Annotated in this window: 27 protein-coding genes; 14 read left to right on the top strand and 13 right to left on the bottom strand. The window is 72.4% G+C overall.

Annotation, left to right across the window (positions count from 1 at the left end):
• Positions 1-14: 14 nt before the first annotated feature.
• A complete protein-coding gene (locus tag JT362_RS14300) occupies positions 15-1,721 on the bottom strand; it encodes a dihydroxy-acid dehydratase (protein WP_260191678.1) in 1,707 nt (568 codons plus the stop codon).
• 28 nt (positions 1,722-1,749) lie between these two features.
• Between JT362_RS14300 and JT362_RS14295 the strand changes: the two genes are divergently transcribed.
• A complete protein-coding gene (locus JT362_RS14295; protein ID WP_260191677.1) occupies positions 1,750-2,790 on the top strand; it encodes a zinc-dependent alcohol dehydrogenase in 1,041 nt (346 codons plus the stop codon).
• 102 nt (positions 2,791-2,892) lie between these two features.
• Complete coding sequence (locus tag JT362_RS14290) at positions 2,893-3,174, top strand: hypothetical protein (RefSeq protein ID WP_260191676.1); 282 nt, start codon at positions 2,893-2,895, stop codon at positions 3,172-3,174.
• Positions 3,175-3,230: 56 nt separating this feature from the next.
• On the opposite strand, the gene JT362_RS14285 is transcribed toward JT362_RS14290, so the two are convergent.
• Together JT362_RS14285 and JT362_RS14280 are read right to left on the bottom strand one after the other, a co-directional pair.
• Positions 3,231-5,441: an FtsX-like permease family protein gene (locus JT362_RS14285; protein ID WP_260191675.1), complete on the bottom strand. Its 2,211-nt coding sequence runs from the start codon at positions 5,439-5,441 to the stop codon at positions 3,231-3,233.
• Positions 5,438-6,106, bottom strand: coding sequence for an ABC transporter ATP-binding protein (locus tag JT362_RS14280; protein ID WP_375546506.1), 669 nt, complete (start codon positions 6,104-6,106; stop codon positions 5,438-5,440). The genes JT362_RS14285 and JT362_RS14280 overlap by 4 nt, the downstream gene beginning before the upstream one ends.
• A 549-nt stretch (positions 6,107-6,655) precedes the next feature.
• On the opposite strand from JT362_RS14280, the gene JT362_RS14275 reads away from it, so the two are divergent.
• The 3 genes from JT362_RS14275 (at position 6,656) to JT362_RS14265 (ending at position 9,298) form a co-directional block, all read left to right on the top strand.
• Positions 6,656-8,029: an MFS transporter gene (locus JT362_RS14275; RefSeq protein ID WP_260191673.1), complete on the top strand. Its 1,374-nt coding sequence runs from the start codon at positions 6,656-6,658 to the stop codon at positions 8,027-8,029.
• Between the two features lie 77 nt (positions 8,030-8,106).
• Positions 8,107-8,514, top strand: coding sequence for a hypothetical protein (locus JT362_RS14270; protein ID WP_260191672.1), 408 nt, complete (start codon positions 8,107-8,109; stop codon positions 8,512-8,514).
• 109 nt (positions 8,515-8,623) lie between these two features.
• Complete coding sequence (locus JT362_RS14265) at positions 8,624-9,298, top strand: DUF6766 family protein (RefSeq protein WP_260191671.1); 675 nt, start codon at positions 8,624-8,626, stop codon at positions 9,296-9,298.
• On the opposite strand, the gene JT362_RS14260 is transcribed toward JT362_RS14265, so the two are convergent.
• Positions 9,295-9,828 carry an SRPBCC family protein gene (locus JT362_RS14260; protein ID WP_260191670.1) on the bottom strand — a complete coding sequence of 178 codons (534 nt, stop codon included), beginning with the start codon at positions 9,826-9,828 and terminating at the stop codon, positions 9,295-9,297. The genes JT362_RS14265 and JT362_RS14260 overlap by 4 nt on opposite strands.
• A gap of 109 nt (positions 9,829-9,937) precedes the next feature.
• Here JT362_RS14260 and JT362_RS14255 point away from each other — a divergent pair, with 109 nt between their 5' ends.
• On the top strand, positions 9,938-10,882 hold the full coding sequence (locus JT362_RS14255) for a TIGR03557 family F420-dependent LLM class oxidoreductase (protein ID WP_260191669.1): 945 nt from the start codon (positions 9,938-9,940) through the stop codon (positions 10,880-10,882).
• Between the two features lie 3 nt (positions 10,883-10,885).
• On the opposite strand, the gene JT362_RS14250 is transcribed toward JT362_RS14255, so the two are convergent.
• The 7 genes from JT362_RS14250 to JT362_RS14220 form a co-directional block, all read right to left on the bottom strand.
• The gene (locus JT362_RS14250) at positions 10,886-11,242 is read right to left on the bottom strand and encodes a DUF5313 family protein (protein WP_260191668.1); all 357 of its coding nucleotides are present in this window, start codon (positions 11,240-11,242) and stop codon (positions 10,886-10,888) included.
• Between the two features lie 29 nt (positions 11,243-11,271).
• Positions 11,272-11,952: a GAF and ANTAR domain-containing protein gene (locus JT362_RS14245; protein WP_260191667.1), complete on the bottom strand. Its 681-nt coding sequence runs from the start codon at positions 11,950-11,952 to the stop codon at positions 11,272-11,274.
• 40 nt (positions 11,953-11,992) lie between these two features.
• Positions 11,993-12,463, bottom strand: coding sequence for an STAS domain-containing protein (locus tag JT362_RS14240; protein ID WP_260191666.1), 471 nt, complete (start codon positions 12,461-12,463; stop codon positions 11,993-11,995).
• A gap of 225 nt (positions 12,464-12,688) precedes the next feature.
• Complete coding sequence (locus JT362_RS14235) at positions 12,689-13,231, bottom strand: hypothetical protein (protein ID WP_260191665.1); 543 nt, start codon at positions 13,229-13,231, stop codon at positions 12,689-12,691.
• A 41-nt stretch (positions 13,232-13,272) separates the two neighbouring features.
• Positions 13,273-14,157, bottom strand: a complete 885-nt coding sequence (ligD, locus tag JT362_RS14230) for a non-homologous end-joining DNA ligase (protein WP_260191664.1) — start codon at positions 14,155-14,157, stop codon at positions 13,273-13,275.
• A 149-nt stretch (positions 14,158-14,306) separates the two neighbouring features.
• A complete protein-coding gene (locus JT362_RS14225) occupies positions 14,307-15,653 on the bottom strand; it encodes a DUF2252 domain-containing protein (RefSeq protein ID WP_260191663.1) in 1,347 nt (448 codons plus the stop codon).
• A gap of 88 nt (positions 15,654-15,741) precedes the next feature.
• Positions 15,742-16,467 carry an anti-sigma factor antagonist gene (locus tag JT362_RS14220; protein WP_260191662.1) on the bottom strand — a complete coding sequence of 242 codons (726 nt, stop codon included), beginning with the start codon at positions 16,465-16,467 and terminating at the stop codon, positions 15,742-15,744.
• 181 nt (positions 16,468-16,648) lie between these two features.
• Here JT362_RS14220 and JT362_RS14215 point away from each other — a divergent pair, with 181 nt between their 5' ends.
• The gene (locus tag JT362_RS14215) at positions 16,649-17,578 is read left to right on the top strand and encodes a glycosyltransferase (RefSeq protein ID WP_260191661.1); all 930 of its coding nucleotides are present in this window, start codon (positions 16,649-16,651) and stop codon (positions 17,576-17,578) included.
• Here the strand turns inward: JT362_RS14215 and JT362_RS14210 are convergent.
• Together JT362_RS14210 and JT362_RS14205 are read right to left on the bottom strand one after the other, a co-directional pair.
• Positions 17,575-18,090: a hypothetical protein gene (locus tag JT362_RS14210; RefSeq protein ID WP_260191660.1), complete on the bottom strand. Its 516-nt coding sequence runs from the start codon at positions 18,088-18,090 to the stop codon at positions 17,575-17,577. The genes JT362_RS14215 and JT362_RS14210 overlap by 4 nt on opposite strands.
• A 170-nt stretch (positions 18,091-18,260) precedes the next feature.
• Positions 18,261-19,832, bottom strand: coding sequence for an ABC-F family ATP-binding cassette domain-containing protein (locus tag JT362_RS14205; RefSeq protein ID WP_260191659.1), 1,572 nt, complete (start codon positions 19,830-19,832; stop codon positions 18,261-18,263).
• Between the two features lie 61 nt (positions 19,833-19,893).
• On the opposite strand from JT362_RS14205, the gene JT362_RS14200 reads away from it, so the two are divergent.
• The 7 genes from JT362_RS14200 to JT362_RS14170 are packed head-to-tail and all read left to right on the top strand — an operon-like array spanning position 19,894 to position 26,480.
• Complete coding sequence (locus JT362_RS14200) at positions 19,894-20,583, top strand: TetR/AcrR family transcriptional regulator (RefSeq protein WP_260191658.1); 690 nt, start codon at positions 19,894-19,896, stop codon at positions 20,581-20,583.
• Positions 20,580-21,656, top strand: a complete 1,077-nt coding sequence (locus JT362_RS14195; RefSeq protein WP_260191657.1) for a calcium:cation antiporter — start codon at positions 20,580-20,582, stop codon at positions 21,654-21,656. Before JT362_RS14200 ends, JT362_RS14195 begins: the two co-directional genes overlap by 4 nt.
• Before the next feature lie 32 nt (positions 21,657-21,688).
• On the top strand, positions 21,689-22,213 hold the full coding sequence (locus JT362_RS14190; RefSeq protein WP_260191656.1) for a DUF1697 domain-containing protein: 525 nt from the start codon (positions 21,689-21,691) through the stop codon (positions 22,211-22,213).
• A gap of 30 nt (positions 22,214-22,243) precedes the next feature.
• Positions 22,244-23,065: an endonuclease/exonuclease/phosphatase family protein gene (locus JT362_RS14185; protein ID WP_260191655.1), complete on the top strand. Its 822-nt coding sequence runs from the start codon at positions 22,244-22,246 to the stop codon at positions 23,063-23,065.
• A gap of 40 nt (positions 23,066-23,105) precedes the next feature.
• Positions 23,106-23,315, top strand: coding sequence for a heavy-metal-associated domain-containing protein (locus JT362_RS14180; protein ID WP_260191654.1), 210 nt, complete (start codon positions 23,106-23,108; stop codon positions 23,313-23,315).
• 1 nt (position 23,316) lies between these two features.
• Positions 23,317-24,210 carry a DUF8832 domain-containing protein gene (locus JT362_RS14175; RefSeq protein WP_260191653.1) on the top strand — a complete coding sequence of 298 codons (894 nt, stop codon included), beginning with the start codon at positions 23,317-23,319 and terminating at the stop codon, positions 24,208-24,210.
• Positions 24,210-26,480: a heavy metal translocating P-type ATPase gene (locus JT362_RS14170; RefSeq protein WP_260191652.1), complete on the top strand. Its 2,271-nt coding sequence runs from the start codon at positions 24,210-24,212 to the stop codon at positions 26,478-26,480. Before JT362_RS14175 ends, JT362_RS14170 begins: the two co-directional genes overlap by 1 nt.
• The last annotated feature ends 90 nt before the right edge of the window (positions 26,481-26,570 follow it).

Here is a 26,570-nt window from a genome sequence, read left to right as displayed (position 1 = left end):
CGGCCGGCGTAGCGTCAGTGGGACTCGCGGGCGACCTCGTTGCCGCTGGCGCCGACGAGGAAGTCCAGGTCGGCGCCGGTGTCGGCGCCGGTGACCGTGTCGACGTAGAGGCGTTCCCAGCCGCGGCGGGGCCGGGCGAGGGCGGCGGCCATCTCGGGAGCCGGCTCGCGGGTGGCCAGGTCGGACTCCGAGACCTCGACGTCCAGGCGGCGCGCCGCGACGTCCAGGGTGACCACGTCGCCGGTGCGGATCCTGGCCAGCGGACCACCGGCGGCCGCCTCGGGGGCGACGTGCAGCACGACCGTGCCGTACGCGGTGCCGCTCATCCGTCCGTCGCAGATCCGGACCATGTCGCGCACACCCGCACGCAGGAGCTTGCGCGGCAGCGGCAGGTTCGCCACCTCCGGCATCCCCGGGTACCCCTTCGGCCCGCAGCCGCGCAGCACCAGCACCGAGTCCGCGTCGACGTCCAGGTCCGGGTCGTCGATGCGTGCGTGCAGGTCCTCGACCGAGTCGAACACCACCGCCCGCCCCCGGTGCGCCAGCAGGTGCGCGGACGCCGCCGCCGGCTTGATGATCGCCCCGTTCGGCGCGAGGTTCCCGCGCAGCACGGCGATCCCCGCGTTCGGCAGCAGCGGCTCACCCCTGGTCCGGATCACCGACGGGTCCCAGATCGACGCGTCGCCCAGGCTCGCCACCAGCGGGCGGCCGGTGACCGTCACCGCGTCCGGGTCGAGCAGGTCGACGACCTGACCGAGCACCGCGTGCAGCCCGCCCGCCCGGTGCAGGTCCTCCATCAGGAACCGGCCGGCCGGTTGCAGGTCGACCAGCAGCGGCACGTCGCCGCCGATCCGGTCGAAGTCCTCCAGGGTCAGCGGGATCCCCAGCCGTCCGGCGATCGCCAGCAGGTGCACCACCGCGTTCGTCGACCCGCCGATCGCGGCCAGCGCCACGATCGCGTTCCGGAACGAGCCCTCGGTCAGCACCTGACTCGGCCGCCGGTCGGCCCGCACCATCTCGACCACCTGCCGCCCGGTCTCCTGCGCGTGGGCGAGCAGCCTGCTGTCCGCGGCGGGCGTGCCGGCGACCCCGGGCAGCGTGGTGCCCAGCGCCTCCGCGAGCAGGCCCATGGTCGACGCGGTGCCCATCGTGTTGCAGTGACCCCGGCTGCGGATCATCGACGACTCGGACTCGAGGAACGCCTCCCGCGTCAGCGTGCCGGCCCGGACCTCCTCGGACAGCCGCCACACGTCGGTGCCGCAGCCCAGCGGCGTCCCCCGGAACGTCCCGGTCAGCATCGGGCCGCCCGGCACGACGACCGCCGGCAGGTCCACCGACGCAACCGCCATCAGCAGCGACGGGATCGTCTTGTCGCAGCCGCCGAGCAGCACCACGCCGTCGACCGGGTTCGCGCGCAGCATCTCCTCGGTCGCCATCGCGGCCATGTTGCGCCACAGCATCGCCGTCGGCCGCACGTTCGTCTCGCCGAGGGACACCACCGGGAGGTTCAGCGGCACGCCGCCCGCCTCCCAGATTCCCTGCCGGACGCTGTCGGCGACCTCGTTCAGGTGCGCGTTGCACGGCGTCAGGTCCGACGCGGTGTTGGCGATGGCGATCTGCGGCTTGCCGTCGAAGCTGTCGCCCGGCACGCCGCGGCGCATCCAGGCACGGTGGATGTAGGAGTTGCGGTCGTCACCCGCGTACCACGCGGCACTGCGCATCGGCTGCCCCTCGATCTACGTTGCACTGGTGGACAACGCTACCTCCGCCGGCAGCATGCGGGCCTTCGTCGTGACCGGACCGGGAACGGCCGAGGTCCGGGAGGTGCCGGTGCCGGTCGCCGGTCCCGGCGAGGTCGTCGTGGACGTCGAGCGCGCCGGCGTGTGCGGCACGGACACCGAGTTCTTCACCGGCGAGATGTCGTACCTGCACACCGGGCAGGCGGCGTACCCGCTGCGGATCGGGCACGAGTGGGCCGGCGTCGTCTCGTCGGCCGGACCGGGGGTGGATCCGGCGTGGCTCGGCCGGCGCGTCACCGGGGACACCATGCTCGGCTGCGGACACTGCCCCCGGTGCGCGGGCGGCCGCCAGCACCTCTGCGCGGACCGGTACGAGATCGGCATCCGGCGCGGCTGGCCGGGCGCGCTGGCCACCCAGCTCCCGGTCCCGGTCCGCGCCCTGCACCCGCTTCCGTCCACTGTGGACTCGGTGGCCGGTGCGCTGGTCGAGCCGGGCGGGAACGCGCTGCGGGCGGTGCGCGGCGCGGCGCTGTCCCCGGGCGAGCGGCTGCTGGTGGCCGGCCCCGGCACGATCGGGGTGCTGTGCGCGCTGCTGGCCGAGGCCGACGGGATCGAGACGCACCTGCTCGGCGTGTCGGCCGAGTCGCTGGCCTTCGCGCGGTCACTGGGAGTCACCGCGACCTGGACGGCCGAGACGCTCCCGCCACTGCCGTTCGACGCGGTGATCGACGCCTCGGGCGCGCCGTCGCTGCCGGCTCGGGCGGTGGAGCTGGTGGAGCCGGGGCGGCGGGTGGTGTTCATCGGCATCGCGGGGGAGCCGAGCCCGCTGGACAGCCGGGAGCTGGTGTTCCGGGACGTCACCGCGGTCGGGGTGCTCAGCGCTTCCGGCGGCCTGGCCGGCACGATCGACCGGTACGCCGCCGGCGCGGTGGACCCTCGGCCGCTGGTCGCGGCCACCGTCGGACTGGACGAGGTGGCCGCCGTGCTGGCCGGCGAGCGCCGCCCGGCGTGGGGCGCGGCACCCAAGATTCACGTCGATCCCCGGCGGTAGCAGTCACCCGATGGGGCGCCGTTCACCGCGATTCGGTTTGCTGGTCCAATGTGGAGGCACACAGCCAACACCGATCGACGTCTCAAAGGAGAGGCAGGGGTCATGACGATCCAGGACGCGGTGCCGGACATCCGGCCCAGGGCCGGGCACGATCTGCTGAAGGGGATCGACACCGTACTGTCGAGACTCCCCGCGGACACCGACCACGACCGCGCCGCCGAGGATCTGATGACCGCCCTCGTCCGCTGCGCCACCTGCGGGGACATCTCCCGGGTCCGCACCCAGGCCGAGGCCGTCCGGCTCGCCGCCGCCTACCTGCGCGAAGGCCGCGCCGACCACGCCGGAACCGTGCTGAACCTGGCCCGCGCCGACCTGCTCCCGTAACGCGACGAAGGACGCCTTCACCGCGTTGAGCGCGGCGAAGGCGTCCTTCACTGCTCTCACTCGTCGGCCAGGGGCTCCGCCCGCACCCGCCGCAGCGCCGGCGCGCACACCGACGCGGCGATCAACGCCACCAGTGCGCCGAGCACCACCGGCGCGGCCAGCCACGGGCTGAACACCGCGGGACTGCCCGACACCAGCCCGAACAGCCCGACGCCGACCGCCGTACCGAGCGCCCCCGCGCCGACCGTCGACACCAGCGCGGGCAGCGCGGCCTCCGCCCGCAGCGCGCGGGCGAGCGTGCGCACCGGCGTGCCGGCGGCCATCAGCGCGCCGAACGTGCGCCGCCGGTCCATCACCGAACCCGCGGTGGCGATCGCGGCGCTGACGCCGGCCAGCAGGGATGCGGTGACCAGGCCGATCACCGTGACCCGGCGCAGATCCGCGAGCTGGGTGTCCTGCTGGCCGAGCTTCATCTCCTTGCTCACCACCTGCTCGCCGCCCGATCCGGCGAGCAGCGCCGTGCGCACGGTCTCCCGGGTCCTCTCGTCGGCCGGCACGGCGACGTTCACCTCCAGCAGCGGCGCGTCCGCCGGCCACAGCGCCGGGTCGACCAGCAGGAGCCCCGCGGTGTCGGTCGACACCACCGGCGCGTCGGCCGGCAGCGGCACGGCCGAGCCGGTGCTCGCGTCCGGCACACCGGCGTCGGCCACGTCGAGCGCCGGGTCGACGTAGATCGCCGGGGTGTCCCGGCACGGCAGGTCGCCGACGCCGGCCAGCAGCCGCTCGGCGTCCGCGCAGGTCGCGATCGTCGCGGTGTGGTACTGGTCGCCGCTCACCAGCTCCGCCTGGTCCACCCGGGAGGCGCGGGCGTCCAGCCCGTACCGGGCGAGCTTGTCGTCGACGGCCGCGGCGATCGGCCCGGCGCGGTCCTCGTTCGTGTCGAGGTACAGCACCTCGTCCCGGAACTGGCTGTAGTACCCGGCCTCCGACTCCAGGCTCGGCATCAGCGTCAGCGCCATCGACCCGGCGAACGCGGCGAGCACCACGCCGGCGGACGCCCGGTACGCGGCCTTCGGGTCGTCGCGCAGCCGCCGCCCGGCGAGCAGTGCCGCTGGCCGCCGCCACGACCGCACGAAGATCCCGCCGAGCGCCGAGGTGGCCCACGGCCCGACGACCGTCGGCGACCACATCAGCACCCCGAGCGCGACCAGGATCGGCAGCGCGCCGTCGCCGGTGTTCGCCCGGCTGAGGGTCCAGAAGAACAGCGCGAGCGCGGCCGGCACCAGCAGCAGCCGCCAGCCGGACAGCGGCTTGCGGGTGTGCCCGCCGGTCGCCATCAGCGGCGTGCTCACCACCCGGCGCAGCCCCACGACCGCGGCGCCGACGACCAGCACGGCGACCGTCACCGCGATCGCCGCCACCAGGCCGGGCCCGAGCACGAAGTCGTGTGCGAACCAGGTGCCGCCGTCCCACGGCACCGTCGTCGCCGCCCGGTGCAGCAGCGGCGAGATCGCGACGCCGAGCGCGCCACCGGCCACTGCGGCGATCCCGGTCTCGGCCGCGACCATGGCGGTGACCTGCGCGGGCGTCGCGCCGGCGAGCCGCAGGGCCGCGAGCCGCCGCTCCCGCCGGGCGGCGATCAGCCGGGACGCCGAGGCCACCAGCACCAGGCTGGGCACCAGCAGCACGACCAGCCCGACGCCGGCGAGCAGCGTGAGCAGCTGGTCCGGCCGCGGGTCGCCCGTGCCGAACGCGGTCAGCTCCAGCGCGTTGGCCGGCATCGTGTCCGGTGTGTGCCCGACCAGCACCACGAGCTGCTCGGGGAACCGCAGCGCCTCGTCGCCGAGCACCCCCACGGGCTCGGCGGCGAACCGGTCGGCCAGCTCGGCGGGCGGGCGGCTGTCGGCGAGCGCGGCGAGTTCGGGGGAGCGGAGCAGCTCGCCCGGCTCTGGCAGCCGGTCGATCCCCGGCGGCAGGGCGATGTCGCCGTCGGTGAGCGGAGCGATGTCGACCCGGGTGATCTGCCGGCCGTCGATCTCGTCCACGCTGAAGCTCCAGGCGATCGTCGGAGCCACGCCGGTGGACAGCTCGTACCGTGGCTCCTGCCACAGGGCCCGCTCGGCGCGGGACTCGGTGGCGAACGGCAGGCTGGCCAGCAGCAGCACCAGCGCGGTGGCGACGGCGACGCCGGCCGCGGTGAGCAGCGTGGCGACCTGCGTGCGGCGATCGGCGCGCAGCACCTTCCACGCCAACTGGACCGGGTTCATGCCGCCGGCACCGCCTGGTCGATCGCGCCGTCGCGGATGGCGACCGTGCGCGGCACGGAGGCGGCCAGCTCCCGGTCGTGGGTCACGATGACGACGGCGGTGTTGGTGGTGCGCGCGGAGTCGATCAGCGCGTGCACGGTGGCGTGCCCGGTCCGCGTGTCCAGCGCCCCGGTCGGCTCGTCCGCGAAGATCACCTTCGGCCGGTGCGCGATCGCCCTGGCGATGGCGACGCGCTGCGCCTCGCCGCCGGAGAGTTCGCCGGGCCGCCGCTGCTCCTTGCCGGCGAGCCCGAGCCGGCCCAACCACTCCCGCGCCGCGTCGGTGGCGGTGGTGCGGTCGCGCCCGCCGAGCAGCAGTGGCAGCGCGACGTTCTCCTCGGCGGTGAGCTCGGCGACGAGCATCCCGGACTGGAAGACGAAGCCGAACTCGGTGCGCCGCAGCTCGCTGCGCCCGGCCTCCCCGAGCTGGTCGATCCGCCGCCCGTCGAGCGCGATCCGCCCCTCGTCGGCGCGCAGGATGCCGGCGAGCACGTGCAGCAAGGTCGTCTTCCCCGACCCGGACGGCCCGACGATCGCCAGCACCTCCCCGGCGGAGACGTCGATGTCGACGCCGGCGAGCGCGTGCTGCTGGCCGTACCGCTTGACCAGCCCCCGCCCCGTCAGCAACGGTGTCGGTTCGGTGTGCACCTGAGTTCTCCCTGAGTAATCGGATGTGTCGGCGCACAGCCTGGGGGAGAGCGGCACGGTCGGGCTTCGGGCAGATGGCCATGCCCGGCCCGCACGAGGTCAGCCGATCGGCCGAGGACTCCCAGCCGATCGGCGCGTGGCCGCCGCCGGCGGGGCAGTCCCCGGCGACCGGAAGGACACGGCGTCCGGCGGGAGTTCCGTAGCGCGGGTCGGTTCGCGCCGTGCCCCCGGCAGCGCACGTAGGCGTGCCAGTGCACGCCGACCGACTGCCACTCGTCCGACGGTCGAACCCGGCAACCGATCGGACAAGAGTGACAGCTGATCACGTTGCGTGACGGCGTGGTCGGGACCGGTGGCAGGTTCCTGCTGAACTGGACGAAGTGGACACGCTGGGCGTGCGCGTTCCGGTGTTCCAGGCGTACTCTCCCTGGTCCAACGCGAATTTTTCTTACCTGACGTTTGAACACTTGGTTGCTGGGTATCCTGCGCAACGCTTCGTGTGTCCGAACTACCAGCGGGAGGCAGGTCATGGCAGAACGATCGGAGGGCGGCTCGACAACGGCGAGCGAGCCGGACAAGAAGACGTTGCACCGGGCGATCGCCGCCTCGGCCATCGGAAACATGACCGAGTGGTTCGACTACGGTGTCTACGCCTACACCGCTGTCCACATCGGAAACACGTTCTTCCCCAGTGAGAACGACGCGGCGTCCACTTTGGGCAGTCTGCTGGTGTTCGCGGTGTCCTTCCTCATCCGGCCGCTCGGTGGGCTGGTCTGGGGGCCGCTCGGTGACCGGCTCGGCCGGCAGAAGGTGCTGGCCACCACGATCCTGCTGATGGCCGGTGCCACGTTCTGCGTCGGTCTGCTCCCCGGTTACGTCAGCATCGGCATCCTCGCGCCGATCGGCCTGATCGTGCTGCGGATGATCCAGGGCTTCTCCACCGGCGGCGAGTACGGCGGCGCGGCCACGTTCATGGCCGAGTACGCCCCGGACCGCAAGCGCGGCCGGTACGGCAGCTTCCTGGAGTTCGGCACGCTCGGCGGGTTCACCCTCGGCGCCGCGCTGGCGCTGGTCGTCGAGCAGGTCGTCGGGTCCGCCGCCATGGCCGACTGGGGCTGGCGCCTGCCGTTCCTGGTCGCCGGGCCGCTCGGCATCATCGGCCTGTACCTGCGGTCCAAGCTCGAGGACACGCCGGTGTTCCGCGAGGCCGCGGCCGAGGGCAAGATCGACCACGAGGCCAAGACCCACCTGCGTGACCTGATGAGGTACTGGCAGCCGCTGCTGCTGCTCGTCGGTCTCGTGGTGACGCTGAACATCGTCAACTACACGCTGCTCGCGTACATGCCGACCTACCTGGAGACCGAGATCGGCCTGTCCTCGACCGAGGCCCTGATCCTGATCATCATCGGGCAGACGGCGATGATGTTGTTGGTGCCGTTCGCCGGAGCCTGGTCGGACAAGGTCGGTCGCAAGACACTCTGGTGGATCTCGCTGATCGGCCTGTTCGTACTGGCGATCCCGATGTTCCAGCTGATGGCGTCCGGCTTCACCGGTGCGATCATCGCGTTCGCCGTGCTCGGCCTGTTCTACGTGCCGCAGCTGTCGACGATCTCGGCGATGTTCCCGGCGATGTTCCCGACCCACGTGCGCTACGCGGGCTTCGCCATCGCCTACAACGTGTCCACGTCGATCTTCGGCGGCACCGCGCCGGTGGTGAACCAGGGGCTGGTCAACGCCACCGGCGACCTGCTGTTCCCGGCCTACTACATGATGGCCGCGTGTGTCGTCGGCGCGGTGGCGCTGTACTTCGTGCCGGAGACCCGCGCCTGCTCGATCCGCGGCCGCGGCATCCCGGGCATCGACACCAAGCCGCAGCTGGAGCCGGTGAAGGTGGGCGCCTGACCCGCGATCGGGAGCCTGGGCCGGGGCCGCCGCACGTCGAGTTGACAACGTCGTGCGGCGGCCCCAGGCTTGGCGGAGTGAAGATCCACCGGACGTGTGGGGCCGGGGCCATCTTGGTGGTCCTCACGCTGCTGTGCGTCGGCTGTGCCGCCGGGGAACGCGCGGCCACATCGTCCACTGTGGCCGACGACTTCCTGGCCGCGGTCGAGGCAGGCGACGCCCGGGCGGCGTGCGCGCTGATCGCTCCGAAGACCCGCGAGGCGTTCGAGTTCGGCGAGGGTGAGTCCTGTGTGGACAGCCTCGGTTCGTTGGACCTGCCCGCCGGCGGCACCGTGGACGAGGTCGAGGTCTGGGGTGACCGCGCCCAGGCGATCGGCGAGACCGACACCCTCTTCCTGGTCGAGACGCACAGCGGCTGGCGAGTCGCCGCCGCGGGCTGCCTGCGCACCGAGGACGAGACCTACGACTGCCTGCTGAGCGACTGACGGGGGGGAGCGATGCGGCGCACGATCTTCGTGCTGTACCTGGGTTTGATCGTCGCCGGTGTGGCGTACTTCATCGTCGTCGGTCTACTGCGGATGTAGGAGGACGGGCATGAAGCGCTTTCTCCGGGACAACGGACTCGGCATCGCGTTCGGGTTGCTGTTCCTCGGCACGCTGGTCGGCCAGGCCGTCGCCGGGCACGCCGACTTCAACAACCGCCAGATCGTCGACGGCGGCTCGGAGATCTCGTTCTGGTCGTTCCTGACCACCTCGGAGTTCGCCGTGGACGTCGCGGAGAACTGGCAGTCCGAGTACCTGCAGTTCCTGCTCTACATCTTCGCCACCGTGTGGCTGATCCAGCGGGGTTCGCCGGAGTCCAAGTCGCCGGAGACCATCGGCGTGGAGACCGACGAGCAACAGCAGATGGGGCGGTACGCCACCGAGGACTCCCCGAAGTGGGTCCGGGCCGGTGGGTGGCGCACCGCCGTGTTCTCCCGCTCGCTCGGGATCACCATGGGCGTGTTGTTCCTGCTGTCCTGGATCGCCCAGTCGATCGCCGGGTTGGCCGCCTACAACTCCGAGCAGCTCGCCCAGCTGACCGACCCGGTGACCTGGCCGCAGTACGTCGGCAGCGCCGACTTCTGGAACCGGACCCTGCAGAACTGGCAGTCCGAGTTCCTCGCCATCGGTTCGATGGCCGTGCTGAGTGTCTACTTGCGACAGCGCGGGTCGCCGGAGTCCAAACCGGTCGGCGCCGCGCACGCGGTCACCGAGGACACGGGCTAGCCGATCCCGCCCGGCGGGATGCTGCGCGCGGAGTTGCCGCCGACGTCGCCGGTCTCGTGGCCCTCGCCCCGCTGCGGTGCACGGGTCACGTCACCGCGCCACTCACCGGTCTCCTGACCGCGGCGCTCGATGAATTCCTTGAAGCGCTTGAGATCGCCCTGGATCCGCGTGGACACCACGCCCAGCGCGGAACCCGCCTTCTCGGTGAACGACTCGGGCGAGTACTCCATCTGCAGGTGCACCCTGGTCGTCCGGTCGTCGATCCGGTGGAAGGTGACGACGCCGGAGTGCGGCGGGCCGTCGACCGTGCGCCACGCCACCCGCTCGTCCGGGTGCTGCTCGGTGATCTCGGCGTCGAACTCGCGGGCGACCCCGCCGATGCTGGTCTGCCAGTGGGTACGGGTCGCCGACTCCTGGGTGATCCGGTCGACGCCCTCCATGAACTCGGGGAACGACTCGAACTGCGTCCACTGGTTGTACGCGGTGCTCACCGGCGCGGTGACGTCGACCGACTTCTCGATGGTGGTCATCGTGGGCTCTCCCTGTTCCAATCGGGTACCCCACCGGCTACCCGTACCGGACGGGGCTGACACGTCCGGTACGGGGGTTGCGTCGGGTCCGTCCGGGTATCCGCAGCTCATGCCCAGCATCGGATACTTCCTGTCCTGCGAGGAGTTCGGCCCGCGCGACCTGGTCCGGCAGGCCAGAATGGCCGCCGACGCCGGTTTCGAGCGACTGTGGATCTCCGACCACTACCACCCCTGGAACTCCGAACAGGGCCAGAGCCCGTTCGTCTGGTCGGTCATCGGCGCCATCTCCGAGGCCGTCGACCTGCCGGTCACCACCGCCGTGACCTGCCCGACCGTGCGGATCCACCCCGCCGTGATCGCCCAGGCCGCGGCCACCGCCTCGGTACAGCTCGACGGGAGGTTCGTACTCGGCGTCGGGTCCGGCGAGGCGCTCAACGAGCACATCTTCGGCGACCCGTGGCCACCGGCGGCCGTCCGGCTGGAGATGCTGGAGGAGGCGGTCGAGGTCATCCGCGAGCTGCACCGCGGCGGCGTGGTCAACCACCGGGGCAAGCACTACACGGTCGAGGGCGCCCAGGTCTTCACCCTGCCGGAGCGGCCGGTGCCGATCTACGTCTCCGGCTTCGGCCCGAAGGCGGTGAAGCTGGCCGCCCGGATCGGTGACGGCTACGTCGCGGTCATGCCGTCCGGGGACCTGGTGCGGATGTTCCGCGAGGAGGGCGGCGGCGACAAGCCGGCCCAGGGCGGGTTCAAGGTCAGCTACGCGCCCACCGAGGACGAGGGCCTGGACACCGCGCACCGGATCTGGCCGAACACCCAGCTGCCGGGCGAGCTGGGTCAGGTGCTGGCGCAGCCGAGCCACTTCGAGCAGGCGTCGCAGCTGGTCACCCGGGACATGATGGCCGGGACGCTGCCCTGCGGCCCGGACGTGGAGGCCTACCAGCGGACCCTCCAGGCGTACACGGACGCGGGCTTCGACGAGGTCTACGTGGCGCAGATGGGCCCGCGCCAGGAGGAGTTCTTCGACTTCTGGCGCACCAGGGTCCGGCCGTGACGGCTACCCGTGCTGTTGGCGCTGTTCCTTGCGCAGGCGCTTCCCGGTTCCGGCGCGGAACCCGTGCTTGACCAGCCGGGCCTCGGTCAGCTCGTCGGCGCTGGTCACGGTGAAGAACAGGCTGGTGACCAGCGCGAGCGCCAGCGCGGCGAGCACGAGTCCGACCGGCACCGGCGTGACCAGCACCAGGACAAGGAACCCCAGCACGAGCCACGGCAGGGTCTCCACCACCACCCGCAGCGCGAACCGCAACAGCCAGTGTCGGGAGGTGGTGTCGTACAGCACCCAGTCCCGGTACCGGTCCGGGAGCCGCCCGCCGAATGCGTAGCGTGTCCACTGCACGGGATTCGGTCGTTCCATGCCGCCCGGGTACCCGCTCGGCCGGGCGACTACCCGCCGACCTCGCCGGTCTCGGTGACGGTCCGGGCCACGTCGCGCAGCTTGATGTTGCGGTTCTGCGACTCCCGGCGGAGCAGGTCGAAGGCGCGCTCCTCCGGCATCTTGTACCGCTCCATCAGGATGCCGACCGCCTCGCCGATCTCCTGCCGGGTCGCGACGGCCGCGCGCAGCTGGTCGTCGGTGCGCGCGTTGGCGAAGGCGACCGCCGCGTGCGAGGCCAGCAGCCAGCCGGCGTGCCCGGTGTCCTCGGGGAATGCGTGGGTACGCCGGGCGTACATGTTCAGCGCGCCCAGGTTCTCGTCCTCGGTGAACAGCAGGAACCCGAGCGCGCTGTGAATGCCCAGGTCGACGGCCCTCGGACCGTACTTCGGCCACCGTTTGTCATTGGCGACGTCCGGGATGCGGAAGATCTGCTCCGCCCGCAGCGTGGCGTCCAGGCACGGGCCCTCGCCCACCTCGCCCTGCAACATGTCCGACTCGCGGGCGAGGTCGTCGGTGGCGGCGAGGGACTGCGTCTCGCCGCGGCGGACGATCAGGATGCCGGCCGACTCGCAGCCGTCCACGAGATCGACCGCGTGCGCGACGATGCGGTCCAGGGTCGCCTGCAGCGTCGGCTGAGCCAGCAGGTCGCGGGCCATGTCGGCCAGCGCGGTCGAGAGGTCGTCCGCCATGACGTACCAACCTACCCGCCTACGATACGCGCGTGCGTGGCTACGAGCAGCGAGCGAGCGCGCATACCGCGTCGACCGCGACGGGCACCGAGTCGTAGGTCGGCAGTTGGTCACGCAGGCCGAGCAGGTCGAGCGGGCGGATCACCGGCCGGGTGTTGGCCACCACCGCCCAGGCAAGGTTCTCCCGGCCGGCCCGGTGCTCGGTGTCGGCCAGCACGGTCACCCCGGCCGCGGCCAGGAAGCCGACCCGGCTCAGGTCCAGCACCATCCCGTTGCCGTCGGCGCGTGAGCCGTGGATGCAGTCCTCGACGCAGACACGCAGCGCCGGGGCGGTGAGCAGGTCGATCGAACCGGTCACGTGGGCGATAACCGGCTGTTCCGGTTGTCGTTCGACGGCGATGTCGAAGTCGAGGACTTGGGTACGACGATTGCCGTGGGTCTCACGCTCGCCCGGCCTCCTCGGACTGGGCGTGCGGACCTCACCTTCCGTCCACAGGGAGTAGTTGTGCACGACGACCGCCCTTCTCGTTGGATGACGAGTAGCGGTGAACGCCTGCTTCACAGTGCGCCGCCACCACGGGAGCCGACCCGCTCCCGAATCTGAGCACGGCTACGTGCTGAACCGCACTGCAATCCACCGTAGGCCCGTTGCCGGTCCTTCTCAAGTCGGCAAGTGAAGGCGAAGCCTATTGAGGGACAAGCCAATCGCACACACGTTCCGTCCACAGAGGACGTATCAGCGCCCCTCGGCGGCCGCCTGGTCGGCTTCGGCGAGGGCCGCCGCGATCCTGGTGACCACGTCCGGATGGCCGAGCGGCAGGGGGGCGGCCACCCGGTCCAGGTCCGGGTCGATGTCGCCGGCGTGGGTGTCCCCGCCCTGCCCGGTGCTCCTGGCCACGACCGTCGCCAGCGCCGAGTCGGGCGTGTCCTCGCCCGGGTCGACGAGCAGCACCAGCTGGACCAGGTCGTCGAACTGCCCGGCCAGCGCGACCGCCGCCGCGCACGCCTCACCCGTGGCGACCAGCGCGACCCTCGGCGGCCGGCGCTCGGCCAGCGACTCCAGCACGTCCTCGACGTCCTCGAGCGATCGCTGGCTCGCCGGCAGCCGGCACCAGGCGATCTGATGCGTCCGCTCCAGCGTGTGCCAGGTCGCGGGCAGTTCCGCGTGCTTGGCGGTGCCCATCGGGTCGATCACGACCAGCGCCGGTCCCAGGTCCGGGCCGGCCCACACCACCGGCGGCCCCTCCGCGCGGGGCCCTTCGTCGTCGAACTCACGCACGTGCATCACCTCGGTGGCGGAGTACCCAGAATCAACCCCACCTACCGGGTCTCCCGGACGACCTCCTCGGCCGGCTTGTCGGTGCGCAGGCCGCCGTAGCGCGGGTGGCGCAGCCGGCCGATCCGCGTCCACTCGGTGAACCCCACCTGCACCACCAGCTCCGGCCGGACCCAGTGCGCGGTCGGCTCGGGCACCTCGTCGGCGAACGGGCACCTCTCCTGGGCCATCGTGTCCAGCCGGGCCCGCAGTTCGCGCAGCGTGGCGTGGTCGTAGCCGGTACCGACCTTGCCGGCGTAGCGCAGCCGGCCGTCCTCGTGGTAGCCGATGAGCAGGGCGCCGAACCCCGCGCGGGAGCCCTGCGGGTCGGTGAACCCGCCGACCACGAACTCCTGGTCACGGACGCACTTGAACTTCAGCCAGTCGCCGGACTGCCCGCCCCGGTACGGCGAGTCCGCGCGCTTGGCGATCAGGCCCTCCCAGCCCTGCGCACAGGCGTGCCGGTAGTAGTCCTCGCCGTCGCGGTCGCGGTGCTCGGAGTAGCGCAGCGGGTCGCGGAAGTGGAAGGCCCTGCGCAGCAGCCGCTTGCGCTCCCGCAGCGGCCGCCCGCGGAGGTCCTGGCCGTCGAGGGAGAGCAGGTCGAACAGGTAGTAGTAGATCCGGGTCCCCGGGCCGCGGGCGTGCAGTGCCGCGAAGCTGTCCGTCCCGTCGAACGCGACGATCTCGCCGTCGGCGACGAACCGGGGCCCGCCGAGCTCGGCGAGCGCATCGACCAGCTCCGGATGGGCGGCGTCGACGCGCTTCTGGTCGCGGCTCCACAGCTGCGGGCGCCAACCGTCCCGTATGGACACCGCGCGCAGGCCGTCCAGCTTCCGTTCGAAGACCCAGTTCTCGTCGGAGAACCGGCGGTCGGTGATGGTCGCGAGCATGGGGTTCCGCCAACCGTTCATGACACGACCCGCCGGCAGCCGGACATGCACGTACGGTACCCGCTCGCGCAAATTGCGAAACGCACATTCCTCTCAACGAGGTGGTGACCAGAAGGATACGAACGGTGACGAAAACCGCGGTTTTCGTCTCAGACCGGGTCGGCCGAGCTGATGCCCGGGATCTGGCCGCCGCGGAAGGCGTCGACGAACAGCCGGTGGTCGGCGCGGGTCTGCACCGCGTAGGCCATCGCGAACGACGTCACCGCCTCGACCAGCCGGTCCTCGTCGTCGATCACCGCCGCGATCGCCTCCTCCACCTGGAAGTCCACAAGGGACTGTTCGGAGTCGGAGTCCGACACGCAGTGCGTCTTCGCCGTGGCCCGGCCGAGGTACTCCAGCACCGGGTCCATGTCGGCCGGTTCGGTGAGCTCCGACCAGTCCAGGTCGTTGGTGTACGGGGACAGCTCGGCGACCACGAAGCCGACGCCGCCCAACTCGGTGTGCCCGAGCCACGGGTCGGCGTGCGCCTGCAGCGCCCGCTGGGAGACGGCGGTGCGGTGGCCCTCGTGCTCGAAGTAGTCGCGGATCCGCCGCTCGTCCACGATCCGGCTCGGTGCCGGCACGTTGCCCTGCTTCATCGACAGCACCACGTCGTTCTCCAGCGCCTGCGTGTTGCCCTCCACCAGCACGTTGTACGCGGGCAGCCCGGCCGACCCGATCCCGAACCCGGAGCGGCCGACGATGTCCTTGACGTGGTAGGTGTTCCGCCCGAACCGCTTGCCCCGCGGAATGGTGTCCAAATAGGACTCAAAGGCGCTGGTGACCCGCGTCCGCTCGTCGTCACCCAGCTCCCGCACGCCCATGCCGCGGGTGAAGCGCCGCTCGTAGGCCTCCACCGCGGTCATCGAGTCGAGCAGGTCGATCCGGGTGCGCAGCCGCGCCCGCAGGAGCACGTCGTGGATCACGCCCTCGGTCGAGTCGAGGTGCAGCCGCACCATCTCGTCGCCGGGGTTCGCCACGAACGCGCGCACCTGCCGGACGTAGGCGCGCACGAAGGTGCCGATCAGCGCGGCGATGTCGCGGTCGGAGATCGCCTTGCTCCACGCCATCAGCGCCACGCTCGCCGCGAGCCGTTTGAGGTCCCAGGTGAAGCAGCCGAGGTAGGCCTCGTCGAAGTCGTTGACGTCGAACACCAGCGTGCCGGAGGAGTCCATGTAGGTGCCGAAGTTCTCCGCGTGCAGGTCGCCCTGGATCCACACCCGGCTGGTGCGCTCGTCGGCCCACGGGTCGTCCTCGTGCGCCATGTCGGCGTAGAACAGGCAGGCCGTGCCCCGGTAGAACGCGAACGGCTCCGCGGCCATCTTGCGGAACTTGCGCCGGAACGCCACCGGGTTGGCACGCATCAGCTCGTCGAACGCGTCGACGAGCACCTCGACGATCTCCTTCTCCCGCGCCTGCTCGCCGCGCTCCCGGATCCGCTCCACCGCACGTGCCATTCCCGCACCCTCCCGGGCTCGTCGATCAGTCGTGTGCCTCCACACTGCCATCAGGAGCCGGTCGCGACCAGGACGATCGCGCGGTGCTTCAGCTGGGCGGTTCGGCGTCGCGCAGGTGGCCGAGGTCCTCGACCGCGGGGGCGGCCAGCAGCGCGCCGGTGACCAGGTGGTTCTGCAGCACGCGCAGGTCCTCGACCATGTCGGCGAGGGCGTCGGCCGGCTTCCAGTGCTCGCCCCGGTCGTCGACGAGCCGGCCGGCGTCCACGGCGGCCACCCGCTCGGCCAGCCGCCCGCACAGTTCGGCCAGATCGTTGGCCTGCGCGACCGCCGCGTCCAGTGCCGTCCGCAGGTGGGCCAGGGTCGGCGCGGTGTCCGGCCGCTCCGGCGGTGCGACGAACCCGCTGAGCGCGGCGGTGAGGTTCGGCCGCAGGCCGAGCGGCTCGCGCTGCTCGGTGGCGTCCAGCACCCGCAGTACCGCCGTCTCGGTGGCGACCACGCGGAGTAGCGCACCGCGCGCGTGCACGTCCGCCCCCGCCTCGACGAGCACGGACACCCCGGAGCAGGCCAGGAAGCCCACCCTGGTCAGGTCGCAGACGACGAGCCGGAGCTCGGGGTCGGCGGCGGCCGAGGCGAGTGCCTCGGCGAGCGCGTGCCGGTTGGCGAGGTCGACCTCGCCGTCGACGGAGATCAGCACGACGCCGCTGTCCACGGTGGACGTCCGAAGATGGAGCCTGGTGTCCGGCGAGGTGAGCCGCTGGCGGCGCCGGGTCCTGGAGCGGACCTCGTGCCGGACGAGGGGGAACGGTTCGGCCATGTGAACCTCCATGCTGCGGAAGGACACACGGCTGGCTGCGTAACCGTGGAGATGTGCCACCAACCCTAACTCCGGTTCCCCAGGGGAGAAAAGACCGGCTCTAACGCACCCGGCGCCCGTCGGCCAGCCGGCTCGACCCGGTCTCGAGGGCGGCACGATCGAACGGACCTAGCGTCGATGTGTGACCCGTCACAGGGAGGCCGACATGGGATCGTCCCGGCACGTGCTGTTCCTCAGCCGTCCCGACACCGACCACCTGTACCTGACGCTCGCCGTCGCCGAGGAGCTCGGCCGGCGCGGGCACGCGGTGACGTTCGCGACCAGCGACCCGTTCGCCGACGAGGACGCCGACGCGGGTGTGGTGCTGCTGCGGTACGGGCGGGACGAGCGGGCGTTGGCCGCACTGCCGGCGTTCCGCGCGCGGGGGCCGGTCGACCTGGTCGTCGCCGACCCGCGTACCCGCGACGCGGCGGTCGAGCTCGCCGCCGGCTGGGGCGCCCGGGTCGTGGTGGCGCACGCGAACCTGGCGGTCTGGCCGGGGGAGCGCCAGTTCGGCGAGAACGGCGAGGGCCACGTCTACGTGCACCCGGCCGGCCGCGGCACCGTGTTCGGCGACTGGACGCCGGCCGATCCGCGCCCGGTGCTGGTGGTGGCGCACGACGGCGTGCCGCTGCCGGTGCTCACCTCGGCGTTCGGGCCGGTGTGGCAGGTCGTGCTGCTCACCGACACCCCGCCGGCCGACCTGCCGGAGCACGTCACCGCGGTGCCCCCGGGCTTCGCCGCGCTCGCGCACGCCGACGTGCTGCTCGCCGACGGCGGGCTCCCGGCCATCGGCGCGGCGGTGCGGCACGCCACCCCGGTGGTGCTCGTGCCGCGGTCGCCGGAGGAGCACCGCAACGCCGCGCGGGTCACGGCGCTCGGCCTGGGCGAGGTACTGCCCGAGCTGACACCGGAGTCGCTGCGCCGGACGGTGTCCCGCGTCGCCGCGGACGAGGCGACCCGCGCCGCGGCCCGCCGGTTCCGCTCGGTACTGCGCGAGGCGGGCTCCCCGACCCGTGTCTCGGACACCATCGAGTCGGCCCTGGACGCCGAGACCCGGCGGGCGGCCTAGGCGTACGGCCGTCCCGGCATCGGCCGGCCCTGGTGTGTGGCGGCGCGTCGCCACCGCTTGGCGACCATCGCCCGGGAGGTCGGCGGCAGCCACCAGAGCAGCGTGAGCACGAGCGCGGGGACGGTGAACACCAGGGCGAACGCGTTCTCCGGATGGCCGTCGGCGATGTCGTGGATGACCCCGAAGGTGACCACCACGACCGCCGGGAGCATGAAGACCGTGGCCAGCACCCGCGCCCAGCCGCGGCCACCGAGCGCGAGCAGGCCGGCCACCACGAGCGGGATCGTGAGCGCCGCCCCGACACCGAACACGACGGTCGCCAGCTCGTTCTCCTCGACGGACGCCGCGAGGTCCTCGTAGGTGTTCGTGATGTTCGCGGAGCCGTTCTCCTTGAGCCGGACGAGCTTCTCGATCGTCTCGATCTCCGCGGCGGCGCTGATCGACATCAGCACGAAGAGACCGACATAGGCCAGTCCCGCGATCGCGCTGAGCACCGAGGTCACGGTGAGCATCGCCGTGGACGGTCGCCCGCCGGGTCCGGTGGGCGCCGGGGGCGCCATGCCACCCGGTGGCCACCTTTGCTGCGGGTGGGCATGGCTCATCGTCGAAGTTCCTTCCGCCGCTGGTGTGGCGGCCACGATGCGCGCGCCGCTTTCCCGGCGCTTTCACCGCGGTGAAAGCACTAGCGCCACACGGCCGCCGGCGTTTCCCGCACCCGGCCGTCCGGACCGAAGTGGAGGTACCGGTCGAAGTCGGCGGCGAACCAGCGGTCGTGGGTGATCGCCAGCACCGTGCCGGTGAACGCGCGCAGCCCGTGCTGCAGGGCGTCCGCGCTCGCCAGGTCCAGGTTGTCGGTCGGCTCGTCGAGCAGCAGCAGCGTCGCCCCGGTCAGCTCGAGCAGCAGGATCTGCAGCCGCGCCTGCTGCCCGCCGGACAGCGTCTCGAACGGCTGGTTCCACGCCGGCGCGATCTCGTACCGCGCGAGCGCCGACATCCCGTCGTCACGGTCCAGCCCCAGGCCGTCGACCACGACCTCCGCCGGGGTGCGTCCGTGCAGGTCAGGGCGGGTGTGGGTCTGCACGAAGTGCCCCGGCTCCACCCGCGCGCCCAGCTCCACGGTCCCCGTGTTCGGCACCTCCCCGCCGGCCAGCAGGGTCAGGAACCGGGACTTCCCGGTGCCGTTCGCGCCGAGCACCGCCACCCGCTCGCCGAACCACACCTCGAGGTCGAACGCCTCGGTCAGCCCGGTCAGCGCGAGCCCCGTGCAGGTCAGCGCCCGCTTCCCGGTCCGGCCGCCGCGCAGTCGCATCCGCACGTTCTGCTCCTTCGGCGGCCGGCGCGGCGGCCCGGCCTGCTCGAACCGCGCCAGCCGCGAGCGCGCCGCCTTGTACGCCGAGGCGACCGAGTCGTTGCGCGCGGCCTTCTGCCGCAACGTGTTCGCCACGTCGCGCAGCCTGCGGTGCTCGTCCTCCCACTGCCGTCTGCGCGCGTCGACGCGGGCCACCCGCTCGGCTCGCGCCTGGGCGAACGTGCCGAACCCGTCGCCGTGCACCCACACGTCCCGGCCCTCGACGGCGACGACCCGCGAGGTCGCGTTGGCCAGCAGCGCGCGGTCGTGCGACACCAGCAGCACGGTCTTGCCGCACGCCAGCAGCTCGGTCTCCAGCCACTCCTTCCCCGGCACGTCCAGGTAGTTGTCCGGCTCGTCGAGCAGCAGCACCTCGTCCGGCCCGCGCAGCAGCGTCGCGAGCACCAGCCGCTTGCGCTCGCCGCCGGACAGCGTCCCCACCGGGCGCCCGGCGGCCGCGTCGAACGGCAGGCCGAGCGCGATCGTCGTGCAGGTGTCCCACACGACCTCGATGTCGTACCCGCCAGCGTCGACGTGCTCGGCGATCGCCGCCGCGTAGGCCAGCTGGCTCTCCTCGTCGTCGCCGAGGGCCCGTTCGGCGTCCGCGAGGGCACGGGTCGAGGCCCGCAACCGCGCCGGCGCCACCGAGAGCAGCAGCTCCCGCACCGTCGTCGTCGGCGTGGCGACGAACTGGCGCAGCACGCCGACCCCGCCGCTGGTGCCGACCTCCCCGGCGGTCGGCGTGAGGTCGCCCGCGATCAGCCGCAGCAACGTCGTCTTGCCGGCGCCGTTCGGGCCGACGACGCCGGCGATCACCCCGGCGGCGACGCGGAACGACACGTCGTCGAGCAGCGGCCGGCCGTCGGGGAGCGTCTGGGTGAGGTGCGAGACCTCGACATGGCCCACGAACGTTGGTCCTATTCTCGAACGTTGGTCTAGTGGTCGAGCGTCATACTAGTCTCGGAGAGTGAACGAGTCACGGGCCGGCGGCCGAGGCGGCCGCAGCAGTGGGATCGCGGGCGAGGTGTGGCTGCGCGAGCCGCGCGCGTACCGGTCCGCGCCACCGCTGACCCGGGACCGGATCGTCGCCGAGACGGTGGCGCTGCTCGACGAGGAGGGCGCCGCCCGGCTCACCATGCGGCATCTCGCCGAACGCCTCGGGGCCGGGTCGACCACCCTCTACTGGCACGTGCGCACCAAGGACGACGTCCTCGACCTCGCGCTCGACGCGATCTTCCGCGACGTGCCCCTGCCCGCCGCGCCTGGCCACTGGGCCGACGACGTGCGCGGCCTGATCACCGCCTGGTACGCGGTGATGCTGCGGCACCCGTGGGCGCCGGGCCTGCTCGGCCGCCCCATGCTCGGCCCCAACGTGCTGGCCCGCACCGAGTTCCTGCAGGCGACCCTGGCCCGCGGCGGCCTCACCGGCGTGGACCTGGCCGCCGCGACGCACGGCCTGGCCAACTACGTCATCGGCTCGGCACTGACCAGGACGGCGGGCGGCCCGGAAGATGTGGCCGACCAGCACGTGCGCGCGCACGCCGACGAATATCCGACGCTCGCGGCCACCGGCCACCTGGGCGAGCAGGACTGGAACGAGCTGTTCCGGCGGGGGCTGGACGCCCTGATCGCCGGACTGACCGGGAGTGGTGCATGAGACAGTTGCTGAACTGGACGGTCGCCGTCCCGCTGCTCGCGATCGTCGCGCTGGCGCTGACCTGGGGGCGTGACCTGGGCGCGGTGCTGGTGGTGGTCGTCGCGCTGCTGCTGGCCGGGGCGGTGCTCGCCGCGGTGCACCACGCCGAGGTGGTCGCGCACCGGGTGGGGGAGCCGTTCGGTTCGCTGGTGCTGGCCGTCTCGGTCACCGTGATCGAGGTCGGGCTGATCGTCACGCTGATGGTGTCCGGCGGCCCGGAGACCGCCTCGCTCGCCAGGGACACGGTGTTCGCCGCGGTGATGATCACCACCACCGGGATCGTCGGCCTGTCGCTGCTGGTCGGCGCCCGGCGCTACGGGATGACGCTGTTCAACGCCGAGGGCTCCGGCGCGGCGCTGGCGACCGTGGCCACGCTCGCCACGATGAGCCTGGTGCTGCCGACGTTCACCACCAGCCAGCCCGGCCCGGAGTTCTCGCCCGGTCAGCTGGCCTTCGCCGCGCTGGCCTCGCTCGCGCTCTACGTCGCGTTCGTGCTCACCCAGACCGTCCGGCACCGCGACTTCTTCCTGCCGGTGGGCCAGGACTGCGGCGAGGACGAGCACGCCGCGCCGCCAAGCGACCGCACCGCGCTGACCAGCCTGGGACTGCTGGTCGCCGCGCTGGTCGCGGTGGTCGGCCTGGCCAAGATCGAGTCCCCGGCGATCGAGGACGCGGTCGAGGCGGTGGGCTTCCCGCACTCGTTCGTCGGCGTGGTGATCGCCATGCTCGTGCTGCTGCCGGAGACCCTCGCCGCGGTCCGCGCCGCCCGCCGGGGCCGGATCCAGACCAGCCTCAACCTGGCGTACGGGTCGGCGATCGCGAGCATCGGCCTGACCGTCCCGACGATCGCGCTGGCCTCGGTCTGGCTGGACGGCCCGCTGGTGCTCGGCCTCGGACCGACCCAGATGGTGCTGCTCCTGCTGACCGTCGTGGTGAGCGTGCTGACCGTGGTCCCCGGCCGCGCGACCCGCCTGCAGGGCAGCGTGCACCTGGTCCTACTCGCCGCGTTCCTCTTCCTCGCCATCAACCCGTGAGAACTGTCGTACCCCGAGGCTAGGTTCCGACCATGACCACGTACGTCGCGTTGTTGCGGGGCATCAACCTGGGTGCGAAGCGGCGGGTGGCGATGGCCGACCTGCGGGCCTGGCTCGCCGACCTCGGCTACACCGACGTCCGCACGCTCCTGCAGAGCGGCAACGCCGTGTTCGGCACCGACAAGGACCCCGACACCGTCCGCGCCGAGTTGGAGCGGCGCCTGGCCGACGGCGCGGGCTTCCCGATCGACTGTGTCGTCCGCACCGCCGACGAACTGCGCGCGGTCGCCGCGGCCGACCCGTTCGGCCACGTCGCCGACGACCCGTCCCGGTACCTGGTGTCGTTCCTGCGCGGCCGGGTCGTCCCGCCGGACCACGCGCCGGACGCCTTCGCGCCGGAGCTGTTCCACCTGGGGGAGCGGGAGGTCTACTTCTGGGCCCCCGGCGGCGTCCGGAACTCGAAGGTGCTCGCCGCGTTCCCGGACCGGAAGGGTGAGGTGGCCACCGTGCGGAACTGGAACACGGTGATCAAGCTGCTCGCCATCACCCAGGAGTGAACCCCGGACCCACCTCTACCATCAGGCTTCATGTCCGGTCTCAGCCTGATGACCTTCAACATCGGTAGCCCCTCGGAGGAGCGTGCACACCGCCAGCTGGCCTGGCTCGCCACCCGGCACGAGGACGTGTTCGTGCTCACCGAGACCCGGCAGTCCGACGGCTGCCGCCACCTGGCCGACGCGTTCCGCACGGCCGGCTGGGCCGTGGTCTACCCGAAACCGGGCCCGACCGAGTACGGCGTGATGATCGCCAGCAGGCTGCCGATCCAGCCGGACCCGATCGCCGCGCACCTGTCCTTCCTGCCCGAGCGGGTGGCCGGCGTGCTGATCTCCACCGCCATGGGCCTGGTCCGGGTGATCGGCGCCTACGCGCCCACCAGGGACGCCACCGCAGAACGCACCGAGCGCAAGCGCCGCTGGCTCTCCGAGTTCTCCACCGCCCTCGGCGCCAACGGGCTCAGGGACTCGGGGGCGGAGACCGTACTGCTGGGTGACCTCAACGTGCTCGAACCCGACCACCAGCCGAGCTACACCACGTTCCGCTGGTTCGAGTACGACTTCTACCGAGGACTGACCGACAAGCACGGCCTCGTCGACGCGTTCCGGCACACCGAGCCCGACCTGGTGGAGCACAGCTGGATCGGCCGCACCGGCGACGGCTACCGCTACGACCACGCGCACTGCACGAAGAAGCTCGCCGCCGAGATCGAGGAGTGCGAGTACGTGCACGAGCCGCGCACCACCCGGCTGTCCGACCACTCCGCGCTGACCCTCACCTTCTCCGCGCTGCCGTCGGACGAGCTGAACACCATGGACCCGTTCGAGGCCGCGAGCCCGCCGACGTTGTTCTGACCGCCTCGCATACCGTGCGGGGGTATAGTACGCTGTGGTCATGACGACGACAGCTACTTACACCGTGACCGGGATGACCTGCGAACACTGCGTCGGCGCGGTGCGCGAGGAGGTGGGCCGGATCGCCGGCGTCACCGACGTCTCGGTCGACCTGTCCTCCGGGCGGGTCACCGTCACCAGCGACGGCCCACTGTCCACCGACGACGTCCGCGCGTCGGTCGACGAGGCCGGCTACGAGTTGGCGAGCTGAGATGGCGGCGGCGAGACTCGGCGGGTTCGCGCTGGTGCTGGCCGTGGCGTTCGCCGGCGCCTACGGCATCGGGCAGGCCTTCGGGCCGGTCGACTCGATCGACTCAGGCGACTCCCCCGCCGAGCCCGCCGCCGCCGGGCACGGCCACGGTGGCGGCGGGGAGTCCGGCGGGGAGTCCGGCGGGCACGCCGAGGGCGAGCCGCTGCCGGCCGGGCTGCGGGTCACCGCGGACGGCCACACCCTCGAGGTGGTCGATCCGCGCGGGTTCGCCTTCCGGATCCTCGACGAGTCCGGCGATCCGGTCACCCGCTTCACCCCGAACCACGACAAGCTGATGCACCTGATCGTGGCGCGCCGCGACCTGTCCGGCTTCCGGCACGTGCACCCGGAGATGTCCGCCGACGGCACCTGGCGCGTTCCCCTTGACCTGCGCGACGCCGGTGACTACCGGATGTTCGCCGACTTCGTACCGGCCGGCCGCACCGAGCCGGTCACGCTCGGCGTCGACGTGCCGGTGCCCGGCGACTACCGCCCGGTGCCAATGCCGCCGCCGGCGCTGACCGCCGAGGTCGACGGCTACCGGGTGACCCTGTCCGGCCACCTCGACGCGGGCACGACGAGCAGGCTCACGCTCACCGTCGACAAGGGCGGGGTGCCGGTCACCGACCTGCAGCCCTACCTCGGCGCGTACGGGCATCTGGTCGCGCTCCGCCAGGGCGACCTCGCCTACCTGCACGTCCACCCGCACGATGGCGCCGCGGCCGGGCCGAGTGTCACCTTCGACACCGAGGTACCCAGTACCGGTACCTACCGGCTGTACCTGGACTTCAAGCACGGCGACGTGGTGCGCACCGCGGAGTTCACCGCGGTCGCCGAGCCGCACGAGGAGAGATGATGGATCGGGTCGAGCTCGTGATCGGTGGGATGACGTGCGCCTCGTGCGCCGCGCGCATCGAGAAGAAGCTGAACCGGCTCGACGGTGTCGAGGCGACCGTCAACTACGCCACCGAGCGGGCCAGGGTGAACGCGACCGCCGAGGTGTCCACAGAGGACCTGGTGGCCGTGGTCGAGAAGCTCGGTTACACCGCCGCCCCGCCCGCCCCGGCACCGGTCGCCGCCGACGAACCGGAGGACCGGGGGCTGCGCACCCTGCGCACCAGGCTGTTCGTGAGCCTCGCACTGGCGGTGCCGGTGGTGGCGATGGCCATGGTGCCGGCGCTGCAGTTCGAGTACTGGCAGTGGGCGTCGCTCACGCTGGCCGCGCCGGTCGTGGTGTGGGGCGGACTGCCGTTCCACCGGGCCGCGTGGACGAACCTGCGGCACGGCGCGGCCACCATGGACACGCTGATCTCCATGGGCACGCTGGCCGCGTTCGCGTGGTCGCTGTACGCGCTGTTCCTCGGGACGGCCGGGATGCCCGGGATGACCCACCCGTTCCGGCTGACGATCGAGCGCACCAGCGGCGAGGGCTCGATCTACCTGGAGGTCGCCGCCGGGGTGATCACGTTCATCCTGGCCGGCCGGTACTTCGAGGCGCGGGCCAAGTCCCGGGCGGGATCGGCGCTGCGCGCGCTGCTGTCGATGGGCGCCAAGGACGTCGCCGTACTGCGGGACGGCGTCGAGACCAGGATCCCGGTGGAGAGCCTGGCCGTCGGCGACCGGTTCGTGGTGCGGCCGGGGGAGAAGGTCGCCACCGACGGCGAGGTCGAGGACGGCTCGTCCGCGGTGGACGAGAGCATGCTTACCGGCGAGTCGGTGCCGGTCGAGGTCGGCCCGGGCGACCGGGTGGTCGGCGCGACCGTGAACGCCGGCGGCCGCCTGGTCGTTCGGGCGACCCGGGTCGGCGCGGACACCCAGCTCGCGCGGATGGCTGAGCTGGTGGAGCAGGCGCAGACCGGCAAGGCGCGCGTGCAGCGGCTGGCCGACCGGGTGTCGGCGGTGTTCGTCCCGGTGGTGATCGGGCTTTCCCTTGCCGTGCTCGGCTTCTGGCTCGGTACCGGGGCGTCGGCCGCGTCGGCGTTCACCGCGGCCGTCGCGGTGCTGATCATCGCGTGCCCGTGCGCGCTCGGCCTCGCGACGCCGACCGCGCTGCTCGTCGGTACCGGCCGGGGCGCGCAACTCGGCATCCTGATCCGCGGCCCTGAGGTACTGGAGTCGACCCGCCGGGTGGACACCGTGGTGCTGGACAAGACCGGCACCGTCACCGCGGGCGAGATGTCCCTTGTGGACGTCGTGCCGGCGCCCGGCGTGCCCCGCCAACGCCTGCTGCGCCTGGCCGGTGCGCTGGAGGACGCCTCCGAACACCCGATCGCCCGCGCCATCGCGACCGCGGCGGCCGAGTCCGGCCCGCTGCCCGCCGTCGCGTCGTTCCAGTCCGTCGCCGGCCTCGGCGTGCGCGGCACCGTCGACGACGTCGAGGTCGCCGCCGGCCGGGCCGGCCACTCCTGGCTGCCGGACCTCCCGCCCCCGCTGGCCGAGGCCCGGTCGGCGGCGGAGTCCCGCGGCCACACCGCCGTGGCCGTCGCCTGGGACGGCGAGGTGCGGGGCCTGCTGGTGGTGGCCGACACGGTGAAGCCGACCAGCGCCGAGGCCGTGCGCCAGCTGCGCGCCCTCGGCCTGACCCCGGTCATGCTGACCGGCGACAACGAGGCCGCCGCCCGCGCCGTCGCCGACGAGGTCGGCATCGACGAGGTGATCGCCGGCGTCCTCCCCGCCGACAAGGTCTCCGAGGTCCGCCGCCTCCAGGAGTCCGGCCGCGTGGTGGCCATGGTCGGCGACGGCGTCAACGACGCGGCCGCCCTCACCCAGGCCGACCTCGGCCTCGCGATGGGCACCGGCACCGACGTGGCCATCGAGGCCAGCGACCTCACCCTGACCCGAGGCGACCTCCGGGCGGCGGCCGACGCGATCCGCCTCTCCCGCCGCACCCTGAACACCATCCGGGGAAACCTGTTCTGGGCGTTCGCCTACAACGTGGCCACGATCCCACTGGCCGCCGCCGGCCTGCTGAACCCCATGCTCGCCGGCGCGGTGATGGCCTTCAGCTCGGTCTTCGTGGTCACCAACAGCCTGCGCCTACGCGCTTTCCGTACCCTGCCCGGCAACGACACGACGCCACCGGTGCCCGACCGGGAAACCCGTGAACCAGTCGCGACCGCGGCCTAGGACTCGGCGAGGAGACGTACGTCACGTTGGGTCGGGTCACAATTCCGCCGACTGTCTCGTCGAGGGTGTGTAACCAACGTCGACGGCGGA

It is taken from the genome of Actinophytocola gossypii (assembly GCF_025165815.1).
Taxonomy (GTDB): Bacteria; Actinomycetota; Actinomycetes; order Mycobacteriales; family Pseudonocardiaceae; genus Actinophytocola; species Actinophytocola gossypii.
The sequence above is the reverse complement of the archived record's forward strand: the minus strand, read 5'-3'. Positions and strand labels throughout refer to the sequence as shown.